The organism is Sphingobium yanoikuyae, from assembly GCF_034424525.1.
Classification (GTDB): domain Bacteria; phylum Pseudomonadota; class Alphaproteobacteria; order Sphingomonadales; family Sphingomonadaceae; genus Sphingobium; species Sphingobium yanoikuyae.
This window is the reverse complement of record NZ_CP139979.1, coordinates 3,698,869-3,716,482: the sequence shown is the minus strand read 5'-3', so window position 1 is coordinate 3,716,482 and position 17,614 is coordinate 3,698,869. Positions and strand designations below refer to the sequence as shown.

The window sequence follows — 17,614 nt, the reverse complement described above, 5'->3', positions numbered from 1 at the left end:
AGTAAGGGGCTAGGCGCCCTTACTCCACCGTCACCAATGTCACCGACTTGGACGGCAGGGTCAGCGCCACCTGCCCCTGCGTCAGCCGTGCCGGCAGCGGGCCTGGCACGAAGGGATCGGCGCCCTCAAAGCGGATGCGGGTGTCGATGGTCGCGGCGGTCAGCGTCCGGGCGCTGGCCTTGCGCCAGGCGCCCCCTTTCAGGTCGATGCGCACCGGCCGGGCGGCGGCGGGGTCGAGATTGACGATGCTGAGGTGCAGCGCGCCCGCCGCATCCTTCGACGCCGACACGCTGAGCCCCGGCAGCCGCACCGCGCCCTCGACATAGTCGGGCGCCTGCACATCGACCGGGATCATCGTCGCATTCTGATGGACCTTGTAGAGGTCGAACACATGCCAGGTCGGCGTCACCACCATCTTGGCGCCCTGGGTCAGCACCAGCGACTGGATCACATTCACCATCTGCGCGACATTGGCCATGCGCACCCGGTCGGCATGATTGTTGAAGATGTTGAGGCTCATCCCCGCGATCACCGCGTCGCGCAGCGTGCTTTCGAGGTAGAGCTGCGAAGGCGCGTCCTTCTCGCTGTCGAACCAGGCGCCCCATTCGTCGACGGCGATCGCCACCTGCTTCTTGGGATCATAGCGGTCCATGATCGCGGCATGGCGGCGGATCAGTTCGTCGGTCAGATGGGCGCGGGCCAGCGCGGAGGCCCATTGGTCGGTGCCAAAGCCGATATTGCGCCCCTTGTTGCGCCAGTCATTGCCGGCGAAGCTGTAGAAATGGAGCGACAGGCCCCACATCAGCGGGCGTTCGGTATTGTAGGCGAGCGGCGTGGGATTGGGGCGCCATTTCATCGCCTGCGCCATGACCTTTTCGGTCCATTCATAATCGTCGGTATCCGCGCCCACCGCGATCAGCTTCGCCCGCTCGCCCGAATAGGCGCGCAGGAAGGCGGCATAATGGCGGAAGGCGGTGGCATAGGTGTCGGCGGTCATGTTGCCGCCACAGCCCCAGCTTTCATTGCCGACGCCGATGAAGGGCACGGCCCAGGGCGCGGCATGGCCATTGGCGGCGCGTTCCTTGCCCGGCTGGCTGTCGGCCGGCGCGGTCATGTAGCGCATCCAGTCGTCCGCCTCGCGCACGCTGCCCGAACCGACATTGACCGACACGAAGGCCTTGGCGCCGATCTGGTCCAGGAAATCCATATATTCATGCGTGCCGAACGCATTGGTTTCGGCCGACTTGTCCCAGGCGGCGTTGATGCCGGCGGGGCGCTGCGCGGCCGGGCCGATGCCGTCGCGCCAATGATAGCCATCGGCAAAGCAGCCGCCCGGCCAGCGGATCACCGGCACCTTCACCTGGCGCAGCGCGGCGACCACGTCGCTGCGGATGCCGCGCACATTGGGGATGGGGCTGTCCGGCCCGACCCATATGCCTTCATAGACGCCACGGCCCAGATGCTCGACGAACTGGCCATAGATATTGGGATCGATGGTGGCGCCGGTCTTGCCGGTGTCGACGGTCAGGACGGCGCCGTTGCCGGGCGCAGCCGCCGGGGCCGATGCGCCGGCAAGGCCGGCGAGCAGGCCCGCCGTCGCCGCCAGCAGCGCCCGCCGCGTCCGCATCCAAGCCCGTCCCGAAAGCTGCACACCCATGCCATCCCCTTCCTCAATTTGTCTGAGTATAGGCTAGGCGGGCGGCAGGGCCGGGGTCAAGGGGCCGTAACGTCCCCGGGTTTTTCCACCCGCGTCACATGGATCGCCTGTTCGTTCATCTGGGCGCTGCCGAAGATGGTCATGAAGGCGATGTCGGTGGCGTCGCGGCCGACGGCGATGCGGACCATGCCCTCGATCGGGGCGAGACCGGTGGCGTCGACCATATGCCAGGCGCCGTCCAGCCATACCTCCACCACCGCATGGAAATCGGGCGGGTCGAGATCGGCGGCATAGACCGACACCAGCCGGGCAGGAATGTCGCGCGCGCGGATCAGCGCGGCGGTGAGGTGCGCGAAGTCGCGGCACACGCCACGCTGGGCGACGAAGGTATCGGCAGCGGTGGTGGTGATGTCCGAACTGCCCGGTACATATTGCAGATTGTCATGCACCCAGCCGACCAGCGCCTGCACCAGCGGGCCGCCGTCCAGCCCCTCGAAATGGCCGCAGACGAAGCTGACGAACCGGTCCGCCTCGCAATAGCGGCTGGGCCAGATGAAGGGCAGCACATCCTGCGGCAGGCTGGGCAAGGGCGAGCGGGCGAGCGAGAAAAGATCGGGCGCGGGCCGATCGACATCGACCAGCGCCTTGTAGCGGCTCAGCATCCGGCCGGTGCCGCTGCGTGTCCAGGTGCGTCGGCCGATCGCGCTGCCGCCCATCAAATTGGTCAGCGGCCCGGCATTGTCGATGATGTGCGATTGTTCGACGATGCGCTGGTCGGCCATGGCGGCGGCCTCGACGGCCATCAATACGTCGGTCGGCCCGGAAAATTCATAGTCGAGGGTCGCTTCGATCGCGAGACGCATGGCCATCCTTCAGGAGAGATTCGGCAAGATGTCATCCTGCCGATGCTGCAGGCCGCTGTCGCGCTATTCCGGCAGCTTGCCGAACGGCAGCAGCTTGCGTGCCTGGGCGGCGGCGGCCTTGCCATTGCCGGCGCGCAGCGCGGGCAGGATGGCGGCGGCATTGCGCTTCATCAACTGGTCGAGCGGGGCGGGGGCAGGGGCATTGGTCGCCCGTTCGGCCAGCGCCAGCGCGCCGGCGACATCATTATGATCGGCGCGGATGCGCATCAATGCGGCCAGGCCCGAGTAGAAGGCGCGGTTGCCGCCCAAGGCGACCGCCTTGCCGAGGGCTGCCTCACCCACCTGTTCCTTGGCGCCCAGCACGGTGCGGGCGATGAAGCTGCCAAGCTGGTCGATCGCGTCGAGATGCCAGCCGGCGATCACCATCTGTGCCTCGGCATCGCGCGGGTTGCGCGCGGCCAGCGCCTCGAACGCGGAAAGCGAGCTGCGTGCATCGGCTCGGCTGCGGGTCAGCTTGGCGCGATAGCCGATCGCGACCGCGCGTTGCAGCACCGCCTCATGATCATTGGGGGCGGTCATCAATATGCGGTCGGCGGCGCTGATGGCCTGGCCGATGAGGCTCAGCGCCCGCGCCTTGTCGCTGGTCTGGAAGGCCGCCGTGGTCAGCAGCTCGCGCGGGGTTTCCGCCAGCGCGGCCGGCGCTGCGGAGAGGACGACGGCACAGATGATCGGGCGGCAGAGCGACGGGGCGAAGGGCACATATTCTCCTGTTATGGCGGCGCCACCCTGGCGCCGGATCAATAGTCCCTGGAATAACGAAGTGCGGCGGAAGATCCCGCATTGGTGCCGGTCTTCGACAGGATGCTTAGCGTCTTCGACAGGGCGACTTCCAGCTGGGTGGCGGTGAAGCCCTTCGAGTCCGTCACCACCTCCACATAGATATTGTTGGAGATATGCTGGCCGACGGCGAGCGACGTGCCGCGCCCGGTATCCTCGTCACCGCCGACGATGCCGATCCGGTCGAGGCCCGATGCGCCCTGCAGCTTGCCCATCGGGTTGAGCCCGCCACTGCCGCCGCGCAGGCCGTTGAGCGCCGCTGCCAGTTGGATCGCCTGGGTGGCGGACAGATTGGCGACATTTTCACCGAACAGGATGCGCGAGAGAATCTCGTCCTGCGGCAGCGTCGGCGTCGACACGAATGTGATGTCCGGCTGCTGCGCGGTGCCGGCGACGGCGATGCCGGCGCTGACATCGTCAATCTCGGTCAGCGCCTTGATCGCCAGCGTCGGGTTCATCATGTCGCCATTGAAGGTGATGACGCCCTGATCCAGGTCGAACTGATGACCCGAGAAGCTGTAGCGGCCGCGGATCACCTCGATCTTGCCGCTGACGCGCGGCTTGGTCGCGGTGCCGGTGACGCGCATGTCGGTCTTCCATTCGGAATCGAGGCCCATGCCGGTCACATAGATCTGGTTGTCGGCGCGCAGGCGGATGTCGAGTTTCCAGTTGGTCGGCGATGCCGCGGCGGCCTTGCGGTCGGCGATGCGCTGCGCCAGCACATCCTGGCCCTCACCCTTGCGGCGGACGCCCTGCAATTCGCGAATCTCGGTGCCGCCCTGCCAGGCGACGCGATAGCGGGTCTCGGGCAGCGACAGGTCGCCCTTGATCAGGCCGCCATTTTCCGCGCTGTTGGTGATAGCGAGGGTGCCGCTGACCACGCTGGTGATCGCTTCGCTGCGGGCGAGGCGGGCATGATCCATCTTGACCGCGATGTTCATCGGGAAGCCGCTGTCGGCGGCCAGGCCCACGGTGCCGCTGGCCTGGACCGTGCCGTTGCCGGCGCGGCCGGAAAAGTCGCGAATGTCGAGTCGGTCGTTGGTGAAGCGGCCGTCGAGCTTCATCTGGGTGACGCGGGTGCCGAAGCTCGTATTGTCATAGGTCAGCGCATTGGCGCGGACCAGGCCGTTGAGCTGCGGCGCGGTCAGCCGGCCGCCGAAATCGGCCGCGACCGCGATGCCGCCGCTCAGCCGCTGATCGGCAAGGCCGGCGAAGGAGAAGAGCACGTCGGCCGGGCCGGCATAGCGGATGCCGCCGCCCAGCGGTGCAGCCATCAGCTGTTCCGACCAGTTGGCGCCCGGTCCCGGCGGAGCCATGGTGGCGACGAAGCGGCCGATCGTGCTGTTGCCCTTGCGGATGAGACCGCGCATGTCGCCGCCGGCGGCGGACAGCTTGCCCTCGACATTCATCGACACCGCGTCGGACACGGCGGCCAGGCTCGACCGGCGGAAATCGCTGATCGCCAGGCGCGTGGTCGCGGTCGGGAAGGCGGTGCCGCTCTGGCTGTAATCGACCATGCCCGTCGCCTTGCCGCCGATGCCCAGGCCCGGATTGGCGACATTGGCGATGGCGAGGTCGAAATCCTTGAATCGGGCCTGCAGCGCCGTGTCCGTGCCGAAATGGCCGGCCAGATCGACCTTGCCCTGCGGCAGCACCAGGCTGACCGGTTCAAGCCGATAGCCGGTCTTTTCCGCGCGGATGATTGCCGGCTGGTTCAGGCGGAAATCGACATTGCTGGCCTTGCCCTGCAACGCGACGGCATAGAGGTCGGGGCGCAGCGCGGCATTGACCGCGACCGAGAAGGGCACGCCGCTGGAGCCGTCGGCGACCAGCTGGGCCTTGCCCCGCCCGCCCTGATAATCAAGCTTCGCCCGCGCCTTGCGCACGACATAGTCGCCATAGGCGGCGTTGGCCATCTGCACGTCGGCGATCGCCTTGGGCTGGTCGCTCAGCAGCATGGAGGCGGTGACGACCGCGCGGCCGATGACGATGTCGGCCTCGCCCGGCAGCTTGGCATTGCTGGCGGTGGCGTTGACGTCGACGCCCTGCAGCTTGCCCACGGCATTGAGCTTCACCGCGCCGGTGATGCCCGACCCGTTCATCGCCAGCTGGCCGGTGAAGGGGCCAGCATTGGACTGCTGGATGCGGCCGTTCATGTCGACCCCGGCGAAGCGCGCCTTGGTCACGTCGATCGTCAGCGGGCCTTGCGCGGTGCGGATCAGGACATTGGCGAAGAAGGGGCCATAGGGCGATCCGCCGGTGGCATCGAGGCGATAGCCGGCCGGTTCGCCATTCAGCTTGGCGACGACATCGGTCAGCTGCACCCCGACATTGGGACGCGGCGCGCGCAGCACCGCCTGCGGCCGGTCCGCCGTGCCGCGCACGGTCAGGAACAGCGGGCCATATTGTTTCGAATAGGCTTCGGTGTCGAAGGCGAGTTGGCCGTTGGTGTCATAGCTGCCCGAACCGGACTTGATCTGGAAATTGGGCGCGGCGCCCTTGAGCCCCGCCAGGGTGAACCTGCCCTCCGGCGTCATGCCGATCCGGCCGGACATCACCGCATTGCCGCCCAGGAAGTCGCGGACCGAGGCATTTTCCCAGCGCGCGGTGCGCACGCCGAACATGCCCGACAGGCCGAAGCCGCCCTTGGGACCGGGGATCAGCTTGACGTCGGTGTTGAGGTTGACGATGCCGACGCCGTCGATCCGATAATCATTGACCCGGCCCTTGAGCGCGCCGCGATAGATGGCGTTGTCGAGATCGGCGAGGATGATGGCGGTGGCGTCGATCTTGTCACTGTCGAGCTTGAGATTGTCGCTGATCAGCTTGCCGCCGGCATAGGCAAAGTCACCCTTCACCCGCAAATTGGTCATCAGCCCGCCGGCGGCGGCATTGAGGCCGGTGACGCGCTTGGCCGTCGCATTGACCGGGATGCGGATGCGATCGGCATCGATCACGGCGCGGCCGCTGGCCTTCAGATTCTCGATGCCGGTGGCGTCGAAGGCGAGGGATGTGGCGCTGATGTCATAATCGATGAACGGCGTCGCCATCGGCCCGTCGAGGATGATCGAGGCGCGGACATCCTTGCCCTTCACCTTGTCCATGAAGGCGCCCGGCTGCAGCAGCGCGGCATTGATCTTGAGCGCGCTGAATGTGCTTTTGCCCAGGTCCACCAGACCCTGCGCATCGGCCGACATGGCGGGGGAGCGCAGCGATCCCTTGAGGTTGACGCGCCGTTCGTTGAGGCCGGCGAACAGATCGACGTCGAGCTGCGGCCGCGTCAGCCGGTCGGCAATGTCGCCATAGACGAGGCCGGGGCGCAGCGGCCCCTTGGCGGTGAAGCTGCCGTCGCGGGCGGCAAGCGCGATATTGGCCAGTTCGCCCCTGGGCGTGGTGGCGATCAGCCTGCCGTTCCAGGTCTGCCAGGTGCCCTTGCCGTCGAGCGAGGCGGTCATGCCGTCGGGCAGGCCGCTCATCGTCGCGATCACGCCGCCCTTGGGTGCGGTCAGCGTGCCGCTCATCGCCAGGCGATTCTGTGACGGCACCGCGTCCAGCTTCGCCTGCAGCCGGTCGCCGCTGTCGACCACCGCATTGGCGGACAGCTGGGCACGGCCATCGGCGACATGGACGACGCTTTCGATCGCGATCTCGCGCTTCTGGCCGATCACTGGCTTGGCGAGCAAGAAACGGTCGAGCCGCATCCGGTCGACGTCGATGTCGAGGTCGGGCAGGATCGGCGCATTGGGATCGGTCGGGGTCTGGTTGAATTGCGGGCTGCGCGCCAGCACCACCAGCGGGCTTTCCAGATTCTGGACCGAGATATGGTTCTGGAGGTAACGGAACGGGCGCCAGACGACATGCACCCTGGGGCTGACCGCGAACACGCCCTTGGGGTCGCGCAGGATCAGGTCATGGATGGTCATGTCGCTATAGATCGATCCCTCGATCCGGCCGACCTCGATCCCCATGCCCGATTCCATCTTGAGCGCGGCGATCTGCTTGATGAGGAAACTCTTGCCCGGCTGGGTATCGAGGAACAGCAGCAGGCCCGCGACCAGCACCACCAGCCCGACGATCAGGCCGGCAAGCCCGATGGCGATCTTCTGCCACAGCGGGCGGCCCTGGCGGATCACCACGGTCTCGGTCGCTTCGGGCGCGGGGGGAGGGGTATTTTCCGCCATCAGAAGGCCTGTCCGATACCGATGTAGAGGGCGAATTTGGATTCGCCGGGCTGGCGGTTGATCGGCATGGCTATATCTGCGCGGAAGGGTCCGAAATTGGTGTAGAAACGTCCGCCCAGGCCCACGCCATAGCGGATGTCCGAAAATTGCGGGATCTGGCTTTCATAGACCTGGCCCGCATCGACGAAGGCGACGACGCCGTAATTGCCGAAGCGATAGCGGCCCTCGACCGCAAATTCATTGACCGATCGGCCGCCGATCGGATCATTGTTCGCGTCCTTTGGCCCCAGTTCCTGATAGCCATAGCCGCGCACCGACCCGCCACCGCCGGCATAGATGCGCCGCGAAGGGGCGACATCGTCGCGGGCGACGCCGTTGATCGTGCCGATCTTGGTCCGCGCCGCCAGCACGAAACTGTCGGAAATCGGATAATAGCCGGCCAGGTCGAAGCTGGCGCGGACATAGGGCGAGACATTGCCCTGCAGGGACGCTTCGGGCGATATGCGCAGATTGGCGCGGAAGCCGCTGGTGGGGTTGAGCAGGTCGTTGGAGCGGTCATAGCCGACCTGCACCGGCAGCGCGCCGATGAAATAGGTCAGCCGCTTGTTTTCGCCGCTTTCGTCGATCGTGGTATTTTCGTTCGAAAGCAGGATTTCGCCGCCATAGGTATAGGTCCAGCGCTTCTGGAAGATCGGTGTCGACTGGCGCGACCAGCTGGCGTTGAGGCCCAGAGTAAAGGCTTCATAGGCATCATATTTCTGATGGTTGACGCCGGCGCCGGCCTGGAAGGTCTTGTCGCGCTTGCCCGCATTGGACCGGCGGAAGGTGCCCGATACGCCCTGTTCCTGGGTGCCGGCGATGACGCTGGCGATCAGGGCGCCTTCGGGCGGGAACAGGTTGCGATGGGTCCAGCTGCCTTCGGCGCGGAAACCCTGTCCGGTGCCATAGCCCAGTTCGCCGGCCAGCCGCCGGGCCGGGCCGGCTTCCTGATCGACATGCAGGTCGACATATTCGGTGCCATCCGGGCCGGGCTCGCCGGTCTGGACCGGATCGACGGCGACGCTGGCGAACAGGCCGGTCGCGACCAGCGCCTTGCGCAGATCGTCGACCTTGCGGCTGTCATAGAGGTCGCCTTTGTCGAAGCGAGCGATCACCGCCATATGATCGGCGCCGAACGCCTGCTTCTCGCCGCTGGTGGTGATGGTACGGAATGTGCCGCGCGGGCCCGGCTCGACCGGCAGCGTATAGTCGCCGGTCACGGTCGCGGGATCGAGCAAGATGTCGCGGTCGCCGATCCTGGCGAAGGCATAACCATGCTCCGGCAGCTTGAGCGCGACATTGGCCTCCGCCGCCTCGACCGCGGTGGCGACGATATAGTCGCCGGTCTTCAACGTCAGGCTGTCGCGGATCAGGCCGGGCGGGATGGTCTCGGGCGCATGGATGACGATCTCGTTGATCTTGTAGCGCTTGCCCGGCGTTACCGACAGGATCGCCTTCAGCGTGCCATCCTGCTGCTGGTCGAGCGAGGCCAGGGCGGTGGCATCATAATAGCCCTCCGAATGGAACAGCCGCACCGCCAGTTGCTCGTCGGCCTGGGCGCGCTGCTGCACCATCGATGCGGTCTCGGCCTTGCCCTTGCCGTCGACCAGGGCGGATGCGGCGCGGAATTCATCCTCCAGACCGGTCTTGCCGAAACCGTCGAGCTGGGTCGCGTAGCGGACCTCGGGCGTCTTTTCGTCGCTGTCATCATCGGCGACATTTTCGGGCACGGTCACGCTGTCGAGCGCGGGCAGCGGCTGGGCCAGTTCGGTTTCGACCGGCGGCTCGGTGGCGGGGGGCAGTTCCGCGCCGGTCGCGGGCGCCGTGCCACTGGCCGGCGCGCTGCCCTGGGCACTGCCCTGCGCCGGCATCTGCTGGTCCAGCCAGTCGTCGATCGAGGGCAAGGGGGCCTTGCTGTCGGTCCCGCTATTGCTGGCCTTGTTATCGACGCTGCCGGCGCCGGGCAGGCGCGCGTTGAACTCGTCGTCGGGCAGGATCGGTTCTTCGTCGGCGGGCGCTGTGGTGCTGGGGGCGCTGGCCGGAACCGTCTGCGCCATCAGGGGCAGGGGAGAGGCGGCTGCCATGATCATGCCCAGCGCATGCCGAACATATCTCGCCTGCCGCTTCTTCATCTGTCTGCGATGCCCCTTTCGCACCGGGCATCCCATATGTCCGGCAAACAGGCAATACGCCCAATGACTTGCAACGGTTCCGCCTGCGTGACGATTTCGCCCGGCGGCGCGGCGCTTCCATCGGTGCCCCCGCCGGTCTAGAGCCGCATCATGACATTTGCGCTCAACATCACTCGTTCGATCACTGGCCAGCCCTGGCGCTGGCGCGGCCTGGGAGCGGACGCGCGTTCGCCCGGCTATCAGCCCGACGATCTGGTGGCGCAGCTGCTGCTGGCGCGCGGCTGTCCGCCCGACGGGGTGGAGGCGCATCGCAATCCCACCATCCGCCATTTCATGCCCGACCCCAGCCTGTTCCGCGACATGGATGCGGCGGCCGAGCGACTGGCCGATGCGGTCCAGCGCGGCGAGGATGTGCGCATCTTCGGCGATTATGACGTCGACGGCGCGACCAGCGCGGCGCTGCTAATCCGGTTGCTGCGTGACATTGGCCTGGATGCCCGGCCTTATATCCCCGACCGGCTGATGGAGGGCTATGGCCCGTCGGGTGAGGCGCTGGTGCGGCTTGCGGGGGACGGCGCGCAACTGATCGTCACCGTCGATTGCGGCGCGCAGGCGTTCGAGGCGCTCGACATGGCGAAGGCCGCCGGGGTCGATGTCGTCGTCGTCGACCATCATAAATGCGCGGCGGCGCTGCCGGTGGCGCTGGCCCTGGTCAATCCCAACCGGCTGGACGAAAATGATGCCGCGGCCGTCCATGGCCATCTCGCCGCCGTCGGCATGGCCTTCCTGCTGGGCGCGGCCTTGCTGCGGACGCTGCGCGCGCGCGGCTGGTTCGCGACCCGGCCGGAACCGGCGATCATGGAATTGCTCGACATCGTCGCGCTCGGCACCGTCGCCGACGTCGCGCAGCTCAAGGGGCTCAACCGCGCCTTCGTGGCGCAGGGGCTCAAGGTCATGGCCAAGCGGCGCAATATCGGCCTTGCCGCGCTGATGGACGCCAGCCGTCTCAATCGTGCGCCGCTCTGCCATGATCTGGGCTTCGCGCTCGGGCCGCGCATCAATGCCGGCGGGCGCGTCGGCAAGGCGGATCTGGGGGTGCGACTGCTCACCACCGAAGATCCGGCCGAGGCCGCACGAATCGCCGCCGAACTGGATCGGTTGAACGAGGAGCGGCGCGCGATCGAATCGATCGTGCAGGAACAGGCGGAGGAATTACTGGCCACGCAGGACAATCGCGCCGTGGCGCTGGTCGCCGGGCCCGGCTGGCATCCCGGCGTCATCGGCATCGTCGCCGGGCGGCTCAAGGAACGGGCCGGCCGTCCCGCCATCGTCGTCGCGCTGGACGAGGATGGCGTGGGCAAGGGGTCGGGCCGCTCCATTTCCGGCGTCGATCTGGGCGCGGCGGTGCTGGCGGCCAAGGATAGCGGCCTGCTGGTCGCGGGCGGCGGCCATGCGATGGCGGCGGGGCTGACCGTGATGGCCGACAAGGTCGATGCGCTGGCCGAGTTCCTGGACGATCGCCTGTCGGCCGCCGTCGCGCGTGCGCGGGACGAACGGGCGCTGCTGATCGACGCGGTGCTGGCGCCGGCCGGGGTCAATCCCGACTTCGTCGCCGCGATCGAGGCGGGCGGCCCCTATGGCGCAGGCTGGCCCGCTCCGTTGATTGCTGCCGGGCCGATGCGCGTGATTCGCGCCGATGTGGTCGGCAATGGCCATTTGCGGGCGATCATGGCGGGCGATGATGGGCGGTCGATCAAGACGATCGCCTTCCGTCAGGCCGAGTCGGAACTGGGTCAGGCGATTCTGGGTGCGCCGCGTGACCGTCGCCTGTGGGTCGCGGGCCGTGCGAAGATCGATGACTGGGGCAGCCGACCCGCCGCAGAGCTGCATCTGGAGGACGCCGCGTGGGCAGATTGAGAAAGATTGCAATTTTCTTGGCGTTAGGGGGTTGACCCTTTCGCCGGTCCCGCCTAATTGCGCCTTCGCTTCGCAGCGCTGCCACGGCGGCGACAACGAACGGCCCCTTCGTCTAGCGGTTAGGACGCGGCCCTTTCACGGCTGAAACACGGGTTCGATTCCCGTAGGGGTCACCACCTTCATGACAAGGTGGTGCATCGCTCTGAGAGCGAACCTTTCCCTGTCAGGGACCATCCAGCAGCATATATTGCCGATCGGTTCACGCACCGGCATTTGGTTTCCACGCGCGGCGCCCCCTCTTGTGGTTGATGGCCGAACCGCATGGAGATTGCGAAAAAAAAGGCCCGAAGCCATATGAAGCTCCGGGCCAAGAAAAGGTTGCCCCACCGGGGCCTCCTTCGGGTCGCGCTGATTCCATAGGGAAATCTCCTCGGCATGGCCGTGATGCAGATCACATATTTTCCGAGAATCATCCTGCCCTCCTGTTCATCCGGAGCGCATAGGCTATGCCGGTAACGGAACGATCGATCGTCACCGAGGAGTGAAGGATTGCAGGTCGAGGAACAGGTCGAGGTGCTGGCAGCGGTTTTCCGATGTGATCGGAAGGCGGCGGAGCTGCTGCGCCGCGTGCTGGTTCCGCAGCAGGTCGGCGCCAAGCAGATATTGGCCCGGCAAGGGGAAGCGTCGCACCATTGCTGGCTGATCGTCGACGGCTGCGTGGCGGTGCAGACCTTTGGCATCGACGGCCAGCGCCAGCAATTGGCGCGTCATGGGCCGGGGGAGTTTTTCGGCGCCTATCCAGCGCCCACGACGCACCGGGCCGAGATAGAGGTGCTGGTCGAAAGCCGCCTGTTGCGCGCGGAGGCACAATCGCTGGCCGCGCTGGTGGCGGGCGATGCGCAGATCGGCGCGGGCATGGCCTGGCTGCTGGCGCGCCAGCTCGATCGGGCGCTGGATAGAATGGCGACCCGGTCCACCTATAGCGCGGCCGGGCGGGTCTATAGCGAATTGCTCGCGCTGGCCGATGGTCGCGATCATATCGTGCCCGCGCCGCAGGTCACCACCCTGGCGCTGAGCGCGAATACGACCCGCGAGACCGCGTCCCGCGCGATCGCCGTGCTGATTCGGCGCGGCATCGTCAGTCGGGAAGATGGTCAGATGCAGATCCATGCGCCGCGCATGCTGGCGGACATGGTCGTCTGAAGGCGCGCGCCGTCAGCTGGACGGCGGATAATAATGGCCGACCGGGCAATCGCCCTGGCGGGTCATCACTTCACCGGCAATCTCGAACCGATATCCGGGGCCTTGCAGCGCCATGGCGGCGGCCTGTGGCCAGGGCATGCAGATGCTACCGGCCGGTGCGGCTGGCGCCAGGAGCAGCGCCAGGCAGTCCTCGCCATCGATCGGATCGTTCGGCATGACCGTTTGATATTCCAGCGCCAGCCCATGGTCCGGCCAGTCCTTCAGGATCAGGCTGGCCTGGAGCATGGCGGTGGCCATATCGTCGAATGCCTCGAAATGCAGGCCATTGGCGCTTTCGCGCATGGTTGGCGCGAGGCGCGTCGTCGATGCCAGCACAGCCTTGTTGGCGGCCATGGGCAGCGCATCGCCAGAGGGAGGCATTGATTGTTCGAGGATGATCTTGCGCACGGGCAATGTGCGTGACTGCCACAGCCGATAGGCAGGGGCAGGCTGATCCGAGGCGCGACCGATATGCAGTGCGATGGCCTGTGTCGCAAAGGCGTCGGCACGGCGCAGCGCCAGTCCCATGGCGATCTCGCACCCCTTGTCGATCGCCGCGTTGGACAGGCTGGTGATGGCGTCGGGCGCGTCCAGGCTGTCGGCCATGTCGATCAGCCGATCGAAGCGGGCGAGCCAATGGTCACCGAACCGGCCGACCGAGCTTTGCCGAAAGACGTCGAGACTTGTCGGCAGGACGATGTGCAACTGGATGCCCCGGAAAAGGGCGCATTCGGCGATCAGGATATCGGCGCCCGCGGCGAGCGCCCCGAAGGCGGCACCCGGCGCAATCTGGTCGAGTGCCGCCTCGATCTTGCCGCGCGCTTCCTCCTCATTGTCCGGCAGGCCGATGATGCCGCTGAAATAGAGGCTGGGTGGCGGGCGCAGCGGATCGAGGATTGCGGTCGAGCGCCCCTGCCTGGTCAATATCTCGTGGAATTGCCGCAGGGTTGCGGCATGATCTTCCCAGGCATCCGGCGCGGCCGTCATGGCCTGTGTCAGGGCGGCCTGCGCTGCGGCCTCGTCACCCAGCAGCAGATGGGCTTCGGCCGCTGTCGCCGCCAGCCAGTAGCGCGTCTCCTGCACATGATCGCCGCTGTCGAGCAGTGTCAGCACCTGGCGGGCGAGGTCGGCCGCGTCGGCGGGGTGATCGTTCAGAAAGGCGAGGGTGGCGGCATTGATGAGCGGATAGGTGGCGCGGCAGTCGCTGGCCGCCTGGAGATAGGCCTGTCGCGCCTCGTCCAGCAGCGCGGCGCGTTCGGCGCCCTCGCTGCGCAGCGCCCGATCCTTGAGCAGCCGGCCCTTGAGGGTCAGCGCATCCCTGTCGCGTGACGGCAGCAAGCCCGCCGCGCCGAACATTGTCCAGGCGCGAACGGTGTCGCCGCTGCGTGCGACCCTGCGGATCTGCGCAAGGATCGGAAGGATCATGTCGCCACCACCCCGTCGCCGCGCTCAGTCTTCCTTGGGCGGTGGATTCTTGATGTCAGGGTCGATCGACAGCGGGATCCATTTGGGTTCGGTGGCACTGGGATTTTGCAGCAGGTCGATATTGATGTTGAAGCCGTGCCGCGTGCCATATTTGCCGCCCTGGTTGTAGCGTGCCTGGAACCGGACGGTCTTGTAGCGGTCCTGATCGGCGTGATAATCATCATAGATCAAGCCGCCGTAAAAGGAAGAGAGCGGCTCCTCGGTCGTGATGGCGTCGTAATTTTTCGAGAAGAACAGCTGATCGCCGATCAGGTTGATTTCCACGATCGAATTTTCGGTGATGGCGATATAGTCATGATCGGTGACGCCGGGCTGTTCATAGCGCAGCGAAACCCAACCCTTCTCACCCCTTAGCGCGACGTTGAACTGCAGCGGCGCGACGCCATCTTCCAGTTCGACCTCGATCAATGGCGCCAGGCCATATTGGGTATAATTCAGCGTCGACATCTTATTTGCTCCCCTTCGTCAATGGTTTGGCCAGCTTGCCCTGCCAGACCTGCCAGTCCTTGTTCGCCGGATCGCGCGCCACCAGGTCGGCGACGTCGGCGCGGGCCTCGGCGCGCAACGCCTTGGCGCGATCGGTTTCACCCAGATCATAGAGCAGGTTCGACATGGAATAGCGCGCGAGCATCCAGTCCTGCAGATAACCGGCATTTTTCGGATCGCGCCGGAGCAGCGACCGCAGGATCGCGTCCTGCTTTTCGCGCTGCACCAGTGCCGCCCGGTCATCCCCCTGCAGGCGCAGCGCGTCCGCCATCCAGGCATGGCGATTGGCGAGGTCCGCGGCGATCGCCGGATCGCCGGGCGCCAGGCGCTGGACCCGCATCATGGTGTCGAGCGCGCCCTTGCAGCTTTGCAATGTTCTGTCGGGATTCTTCCTGGCGAGGGCGATGGTGCAGATATTGCCCTGCGCATAGCCCAGTTCCCGCCAATAGGCGTCGTTCGCCGGACGCAACTGCACCAGCCTTTCGGCCAGCGCCTGATAGGATTGGAAGCGTGTCAGGGCGGCGTCGTTCCGATCGCGGATAAAATCGACATAGCCGAGCCAGAATTCGCTCTGGGCATGGGCGAACAGGCGTTGCGGATCGTTCGGTGCGGCGGCCAGCAGGGTTGAAGTGACGCGATAGGCCTCGCGAAACTGGGCGATGGCTTCGGGCGTGTCGCCGCGTTTGAAATCATCCTCGCCCATGGCCTGCAGGATACGGGCGCGCCGTTCGAGCGAATCGCCCGGCAATGTTTCCAGGTCGGGCTGGTCGGCATAATAAGCGAGCGCACGCTTGTTCACCGTCTGCAGCACGTCGAGCCGGCCAACGCCCTCCAGCTTTTCCCGCAGATCGGTCAGCATGAATTCGATCAGTCCCTCTGCCTGCTGGCGCTGGCTTTCTGCCTCGCTCCTTGCCCGCGCGACAAAGACCAGCATTGCCGCCATCAATAGGACAAGAAAAAGCGCAACAAATGTGACGGCTATCACACGGCGCAACTGGCGCTGGGCGTCGCGCTGGATGATCTGGTCAAGCGGTACGCCGGTCAGGCCGGCGACGATCTTCAACCGGGCCAGTTTGGGGCCGTCGCTGTCGGCGCGAAAATCGGCGGCGATCGGTTCACGCTCTATGCCATCGGCATCGCGCGCGATCAGCGCGGCGGGAAAGCTGTCGGCCGGCTCACCCGCGACCAGCGCGGCGATGATCGGCCGGTCGGGATGAAGTTCGCGGAACAGCGCGATTTCCGCATTGACCCAGCGCGAGGCCTTCGCCGCTGGCGAGCATAGCACCAGCAGGGCGTCCGACTGGGACAGGGCCAGGCGCACCTGTTCGTCGAGGCTGGAAGCGGCCGGCAATTCGGCGCGATCGCGAAAGATCGGGGTCAGCCGGCGCGGGACCGCCGCCCGGCCGGCCTGTATGCCGACCAGTCGCCTGGGCATCCGGTAGGTTTCCAGCCAATGATGCAGTTTTCCCGCCGCGCGCTCGTCGGCATGGCTGTAGCTCAGAAAAGCACGATATTGGCGCGCGCCGACCGTGGCAGGCGCCTCCTTGACCTTGTTCATGCGCGACCCGCACTCACTCTATTGTCCCCCACCTGTCATTGTCGGCGTGAGCCCGGTCGGCGATACATGGTCGCCATCTTGTCGGACCCCGCCGCAATCTCCTTGGGGTGTGCCAGAAAAACATGATTCATCAAGGGGAAGCGTCGTATCGTCGGGATGACGCGGTCTTTGGCGGACGCCTAGACGTCGCTCATCCCGGCCGCTTCGCGATCGTCGGCGCCCAGCGCGACGAACTGCTCGATCAGCCAGGATGCGGCCGGGCCGGGCGGGGTGTCGCGGCGCCAGATGCCCGAGAAGCGATAGGTGCCGCCGGGATGATCGGGCATGGCGAGCCGCACCAATGTGCCCGCGACCAGATCCGCCTCGATCATCGGCAGCGGCATATTGCCCCAGCCAATGCCTTCGCGCAGCAGCGCATGCTTCGCGCCCAGATCGGCAAGGCGCCAGGTCTTGGGGCTGGCGACCGAGAAATCGCGGCCTTCGGTAAAGCGCGACCGGTCGGTCAGCACCAACTGGGTATAGTCGCGACCGGCACCCGGCGCGATCGCCTCCATCCGGCCGAGCGGATGGTCGGGCGCGGCCACCGGGACCATCGGCACCAGTCCGGCGGACATGCTCTCAATCCCCTCGACCCCGGCCGACAGCGGCCCGGAAATGCCGATCACCGCGCCCCGGTCCAGCACCATCGCCACGATCGCGCCCAGCGCCTCGGCATGGAGGCGCAGCTGCACCGTGGGAAATTCCTTGGCAAAGGCGCGGAGCACCTTGCCCAGCCGCTCGGCCGGCAACATCACGTCGACGGCCAGATTGACCTCCGCCTCCAGCCCGTCGAGCAGGCCCTTCACCTTGGCGCGCAGCCCGTCCATGCCATGGGCGATGCTGCGCGCCTCGGCCAGCAGCGCGCGGCCGGCGACGGTGAGCTGCGGCTTGCGCGTGCCTTCACGCTCGAACAGCAGCACGCCCAGCTGCGCCTCCAGATTGGCGATGCCATAGCTGATGACCGACACGGCGCGATTGAGCTTGCGCCCGGCGGCGGCGAAGCTGCCAGTGTCGACGATGGTGAGGAAGATGCGCAGCTGGTCGAAGGTCGGGGTGCCGGGATTGTTCACTGTTCGATTTCCTGGAACGTTTCGATGGATTTTATCCATCTGAACGGAAATGCGTTCAAGCGCTAATTGGGTCTTCGACAGGGCGGCCCCATCATGGATGCACCGCCC

Annotated in this window: 11 protein-coding genes and 1 tRNA gene; 3 read left to right on the top strand and 9 right to left on the bottom strand. The window is 66.4% G+C overall.

Annotated features, from left to right (window positions below; translation table 11 throughout):
* Nucleotides 1-19: 19 nt before the first annotated feature.
* The 5 genes from U0025_RS17045 to U0025_RS17025 all read right to left on the bottom strand — a co-directional run bounded on the left by U0025_RS17045 (nucleotide 20) and on the right by U0025_RS17025 (nucleotide 9,709).
* A complete protein-coding gene (locus tag U0025_RS17045; RefSeq protein ID WP_254792331.1) occupies nucleotides 20-1,627 on the bottom strand; it encodes an alpha-N-arabinofuranosidase in 1,608 nt (535 codons plus the stop codon).
* 86 nt (nucleotides 1,628-1,713) lie between these two features.
* Nucleotides 1,714-2,520, bottom strand: coding sequence for a transglutaminase-like domain-containing protein (locus U0025_RS17040; protein WP_004208657.1), 807 nt, complete (start codon nucleotides 2,518-2,520; stop codon nucleotides 1,714-1,716).
* 63 nt (nucleotides 2,521-2,583) lie between these two features.
* Nucleotides 2,584-3,279 (bottom strand): hypothetical protein, encoded by a 696-nt coding sequence (locus U0025_RS17035; RefSeq protein ID WP_004208656.1) that lies wholly within the window; start codon nucleotides 3,277-3,279, stop codon nucleotides 2,584-2,586.
* 38 nt (nucleotides 3,280-3,317) lie between these two features.
* Nucleotides 3,318-7,538: a translocation/assembly module TamB domain-containing protein gene (locus tag U0025_RS17030; RefSeq protein ID WP_004208655.1), complete on the bottom strand. Its 4,221-nt coding sequence runs from the start codon at nucleotides 7,536-7,538 to the stop codon at nucleotides 3,318-3,320.
* On the bottom strand, nucleotides 7,538-9,709 hold the full coding sequence (locus U0025_RS17025; protein ID WP_004208654.1) for an autotransporter assembly complex protein TamA: 2,172 nt from the start codon (nucleotides 9,707-9,709) through the stop codon (nucleotides 7,538-7,540). Before U0025_RS17025 ends, U0025_RS17030 begins: the two co-directional genes overlap by 1 nt.
* 150 nt (nucleotides 9,710-9,859) lie before the next feature.
* Between U0025_RS17025 and recJ the strand changes: the two genes are divergently transcribed.
* The 3 genes from recJ (at nucleotide 9,860) to U0025_RS17010 (ending at nucleotide 12,829) form a co-directional block, all read left to right on the top strand.
* On the top strand, nucleotides 9,860-11,626 hold the full coding sequence (recJ, locus tag U0025_RS17020) for a single-stranded-DNA-specific exonuclease RecJ (protein ID WP_004208653.1): 1,767 nt from the start codon (nucleotides 9,860-9,862) through the stop codon (nucleotides 11,624-11,626).
* A 101-nt stretch (nucleotides 11,627-11,727) separates the two neighbouring features.
* Nucleotides 11,728-11,802, top strand: a tRNA-Glu gene (locus tag U0025_RS17015).
* Nucleotides 11,803-12,175: 373 nt separating this feature from the next.
* Nucleotides 12,176-12,829 (top strand): Crp/Fnr family transcriptional regulator, encoded by a 654-nt coding sequence (locus tag U0025_RS17010; RefSeq protein ID WP_004208652.1) that lies wholly within the window; start codon nucleotides 12,176-12,178, stop codon nucleotides 12,827-12,829.
* Nucleotides 12,830-12,841: 12 nt separating this feature from the next.
* Here U0025_RS17010 and U0025_RS17005 read toward each other — a convergent pair whose 3' ends face one another.
* The 4 genes from U0025_RS17005 to U0025_RS16990 form a co-directional block, all read right to left on the bottom strand.
* Complete coding sequence (locus tag U0025_RS17005) at nucleotides 12,842-14,293, bottom strand: TRAFs-binding domain-containing protein (protein WP_004208651.1); 1,452 nt, start codon at nucleotides 14,291-14,293, stop codon at nucleotides 12,842-12,844.
* A 24-nt stretch (nucleotides 14,294-14,317) separates the two neighbouring features.
* Complete coding sequence (locus tag U0025_RS17000) at nucleotides 14,318-14,800, bottom strand: nucleotide synthetase (protein WP_004208650.1); 483 nt, start codon at nucleotides 14,798-14,800, stop codon at nucleotides 14,318-14,320.
* A gap of 1 nt (nucleotide 14,801) precedes the next feature.
* Nucleotides 14,802-16,397 carry a toll/interleukin-1 receptor domain-containing protein gene (locus tag U0025_RS16995; protein WP_004208649.1) on the bottom strand — a complete coding sequence of 532 codons (1,596 nt, stop codon included), beginning with the start codon at nucleotides 16,395-16,397 and terminating at the stop codon, nucleotides 14,802-14,804.
* Between the two features lie 179 nt (nucleotides 16,398-16,576).
* Complete coding sequence (locus U0025_RS16990; RefSeq protein WP_004208648.1) at nucleotides 16,577-17,506, bottom strand: LysR family transcriptional regulator; 930 nt, start codon at nucleotides 17,504-17,506, stop codon at nucleotides 16,577-16,579.
* Nucleotides 17,507-17,614 lie beyond the last annotated feature (108 nt).

Coding starts and splice junctions, on each gene's coding strand:
- U0025_RS17045 (WP_254792331.1), bottom strand. CDS start 1,627: ATGCGGACGCGGCGGGCGCTGCTGGCGGCGACGGCGGGCCTGCTCGCC.
- U0025_RS17040 (WP_004208657.1), bottom strand. CDS start 2,520: ATGCGTCTCGCGATCGAAGCGACCCTCGACTATGAATTTTCCGGGCCG.
- U0025_RS17030 (WP_004208655.1), bottom strand. CDS start 7,538: ATGGCGGAAAATACCCCTCCCCCCGCGCCCGAAGCGACCGAGACCGTG.
- U0025_RS17025 (WP_004208654.1), bottom strand. CDS start 9,709: ATGAAGAAGCGGCAGGCGAGATATGTTCGGCATGCGCTGGGCATGATC.
- recJ (WP_004208653.1), top strand. CDS start 9,860: ATGACATTTGCGCTCAACATCACTCGTTCGATCACTGGCCAGCCCTGG.
- U0025_RS17005 (WP_004208651.1), bottom strand. CDS start 14,293: ATGATCCTTCCGATCCTTGCGCAGATCCGCAGGGTCGCACGCAGCGGC.
- U0025_RS17000 (WP_004208650.1), bottom strand. CDS start 14,800: ATGTCGACGCTGAATTATACCCAATATGGCCTGGCGCCATTGATCGAG.
- U0025_RS16995 (WP_004208649.1), bottom strand. CDS start 16,397: ATGAACAAGGTCAAGGAGGCGCCTGCCACGGTCGGCGCGCGCCAATAT.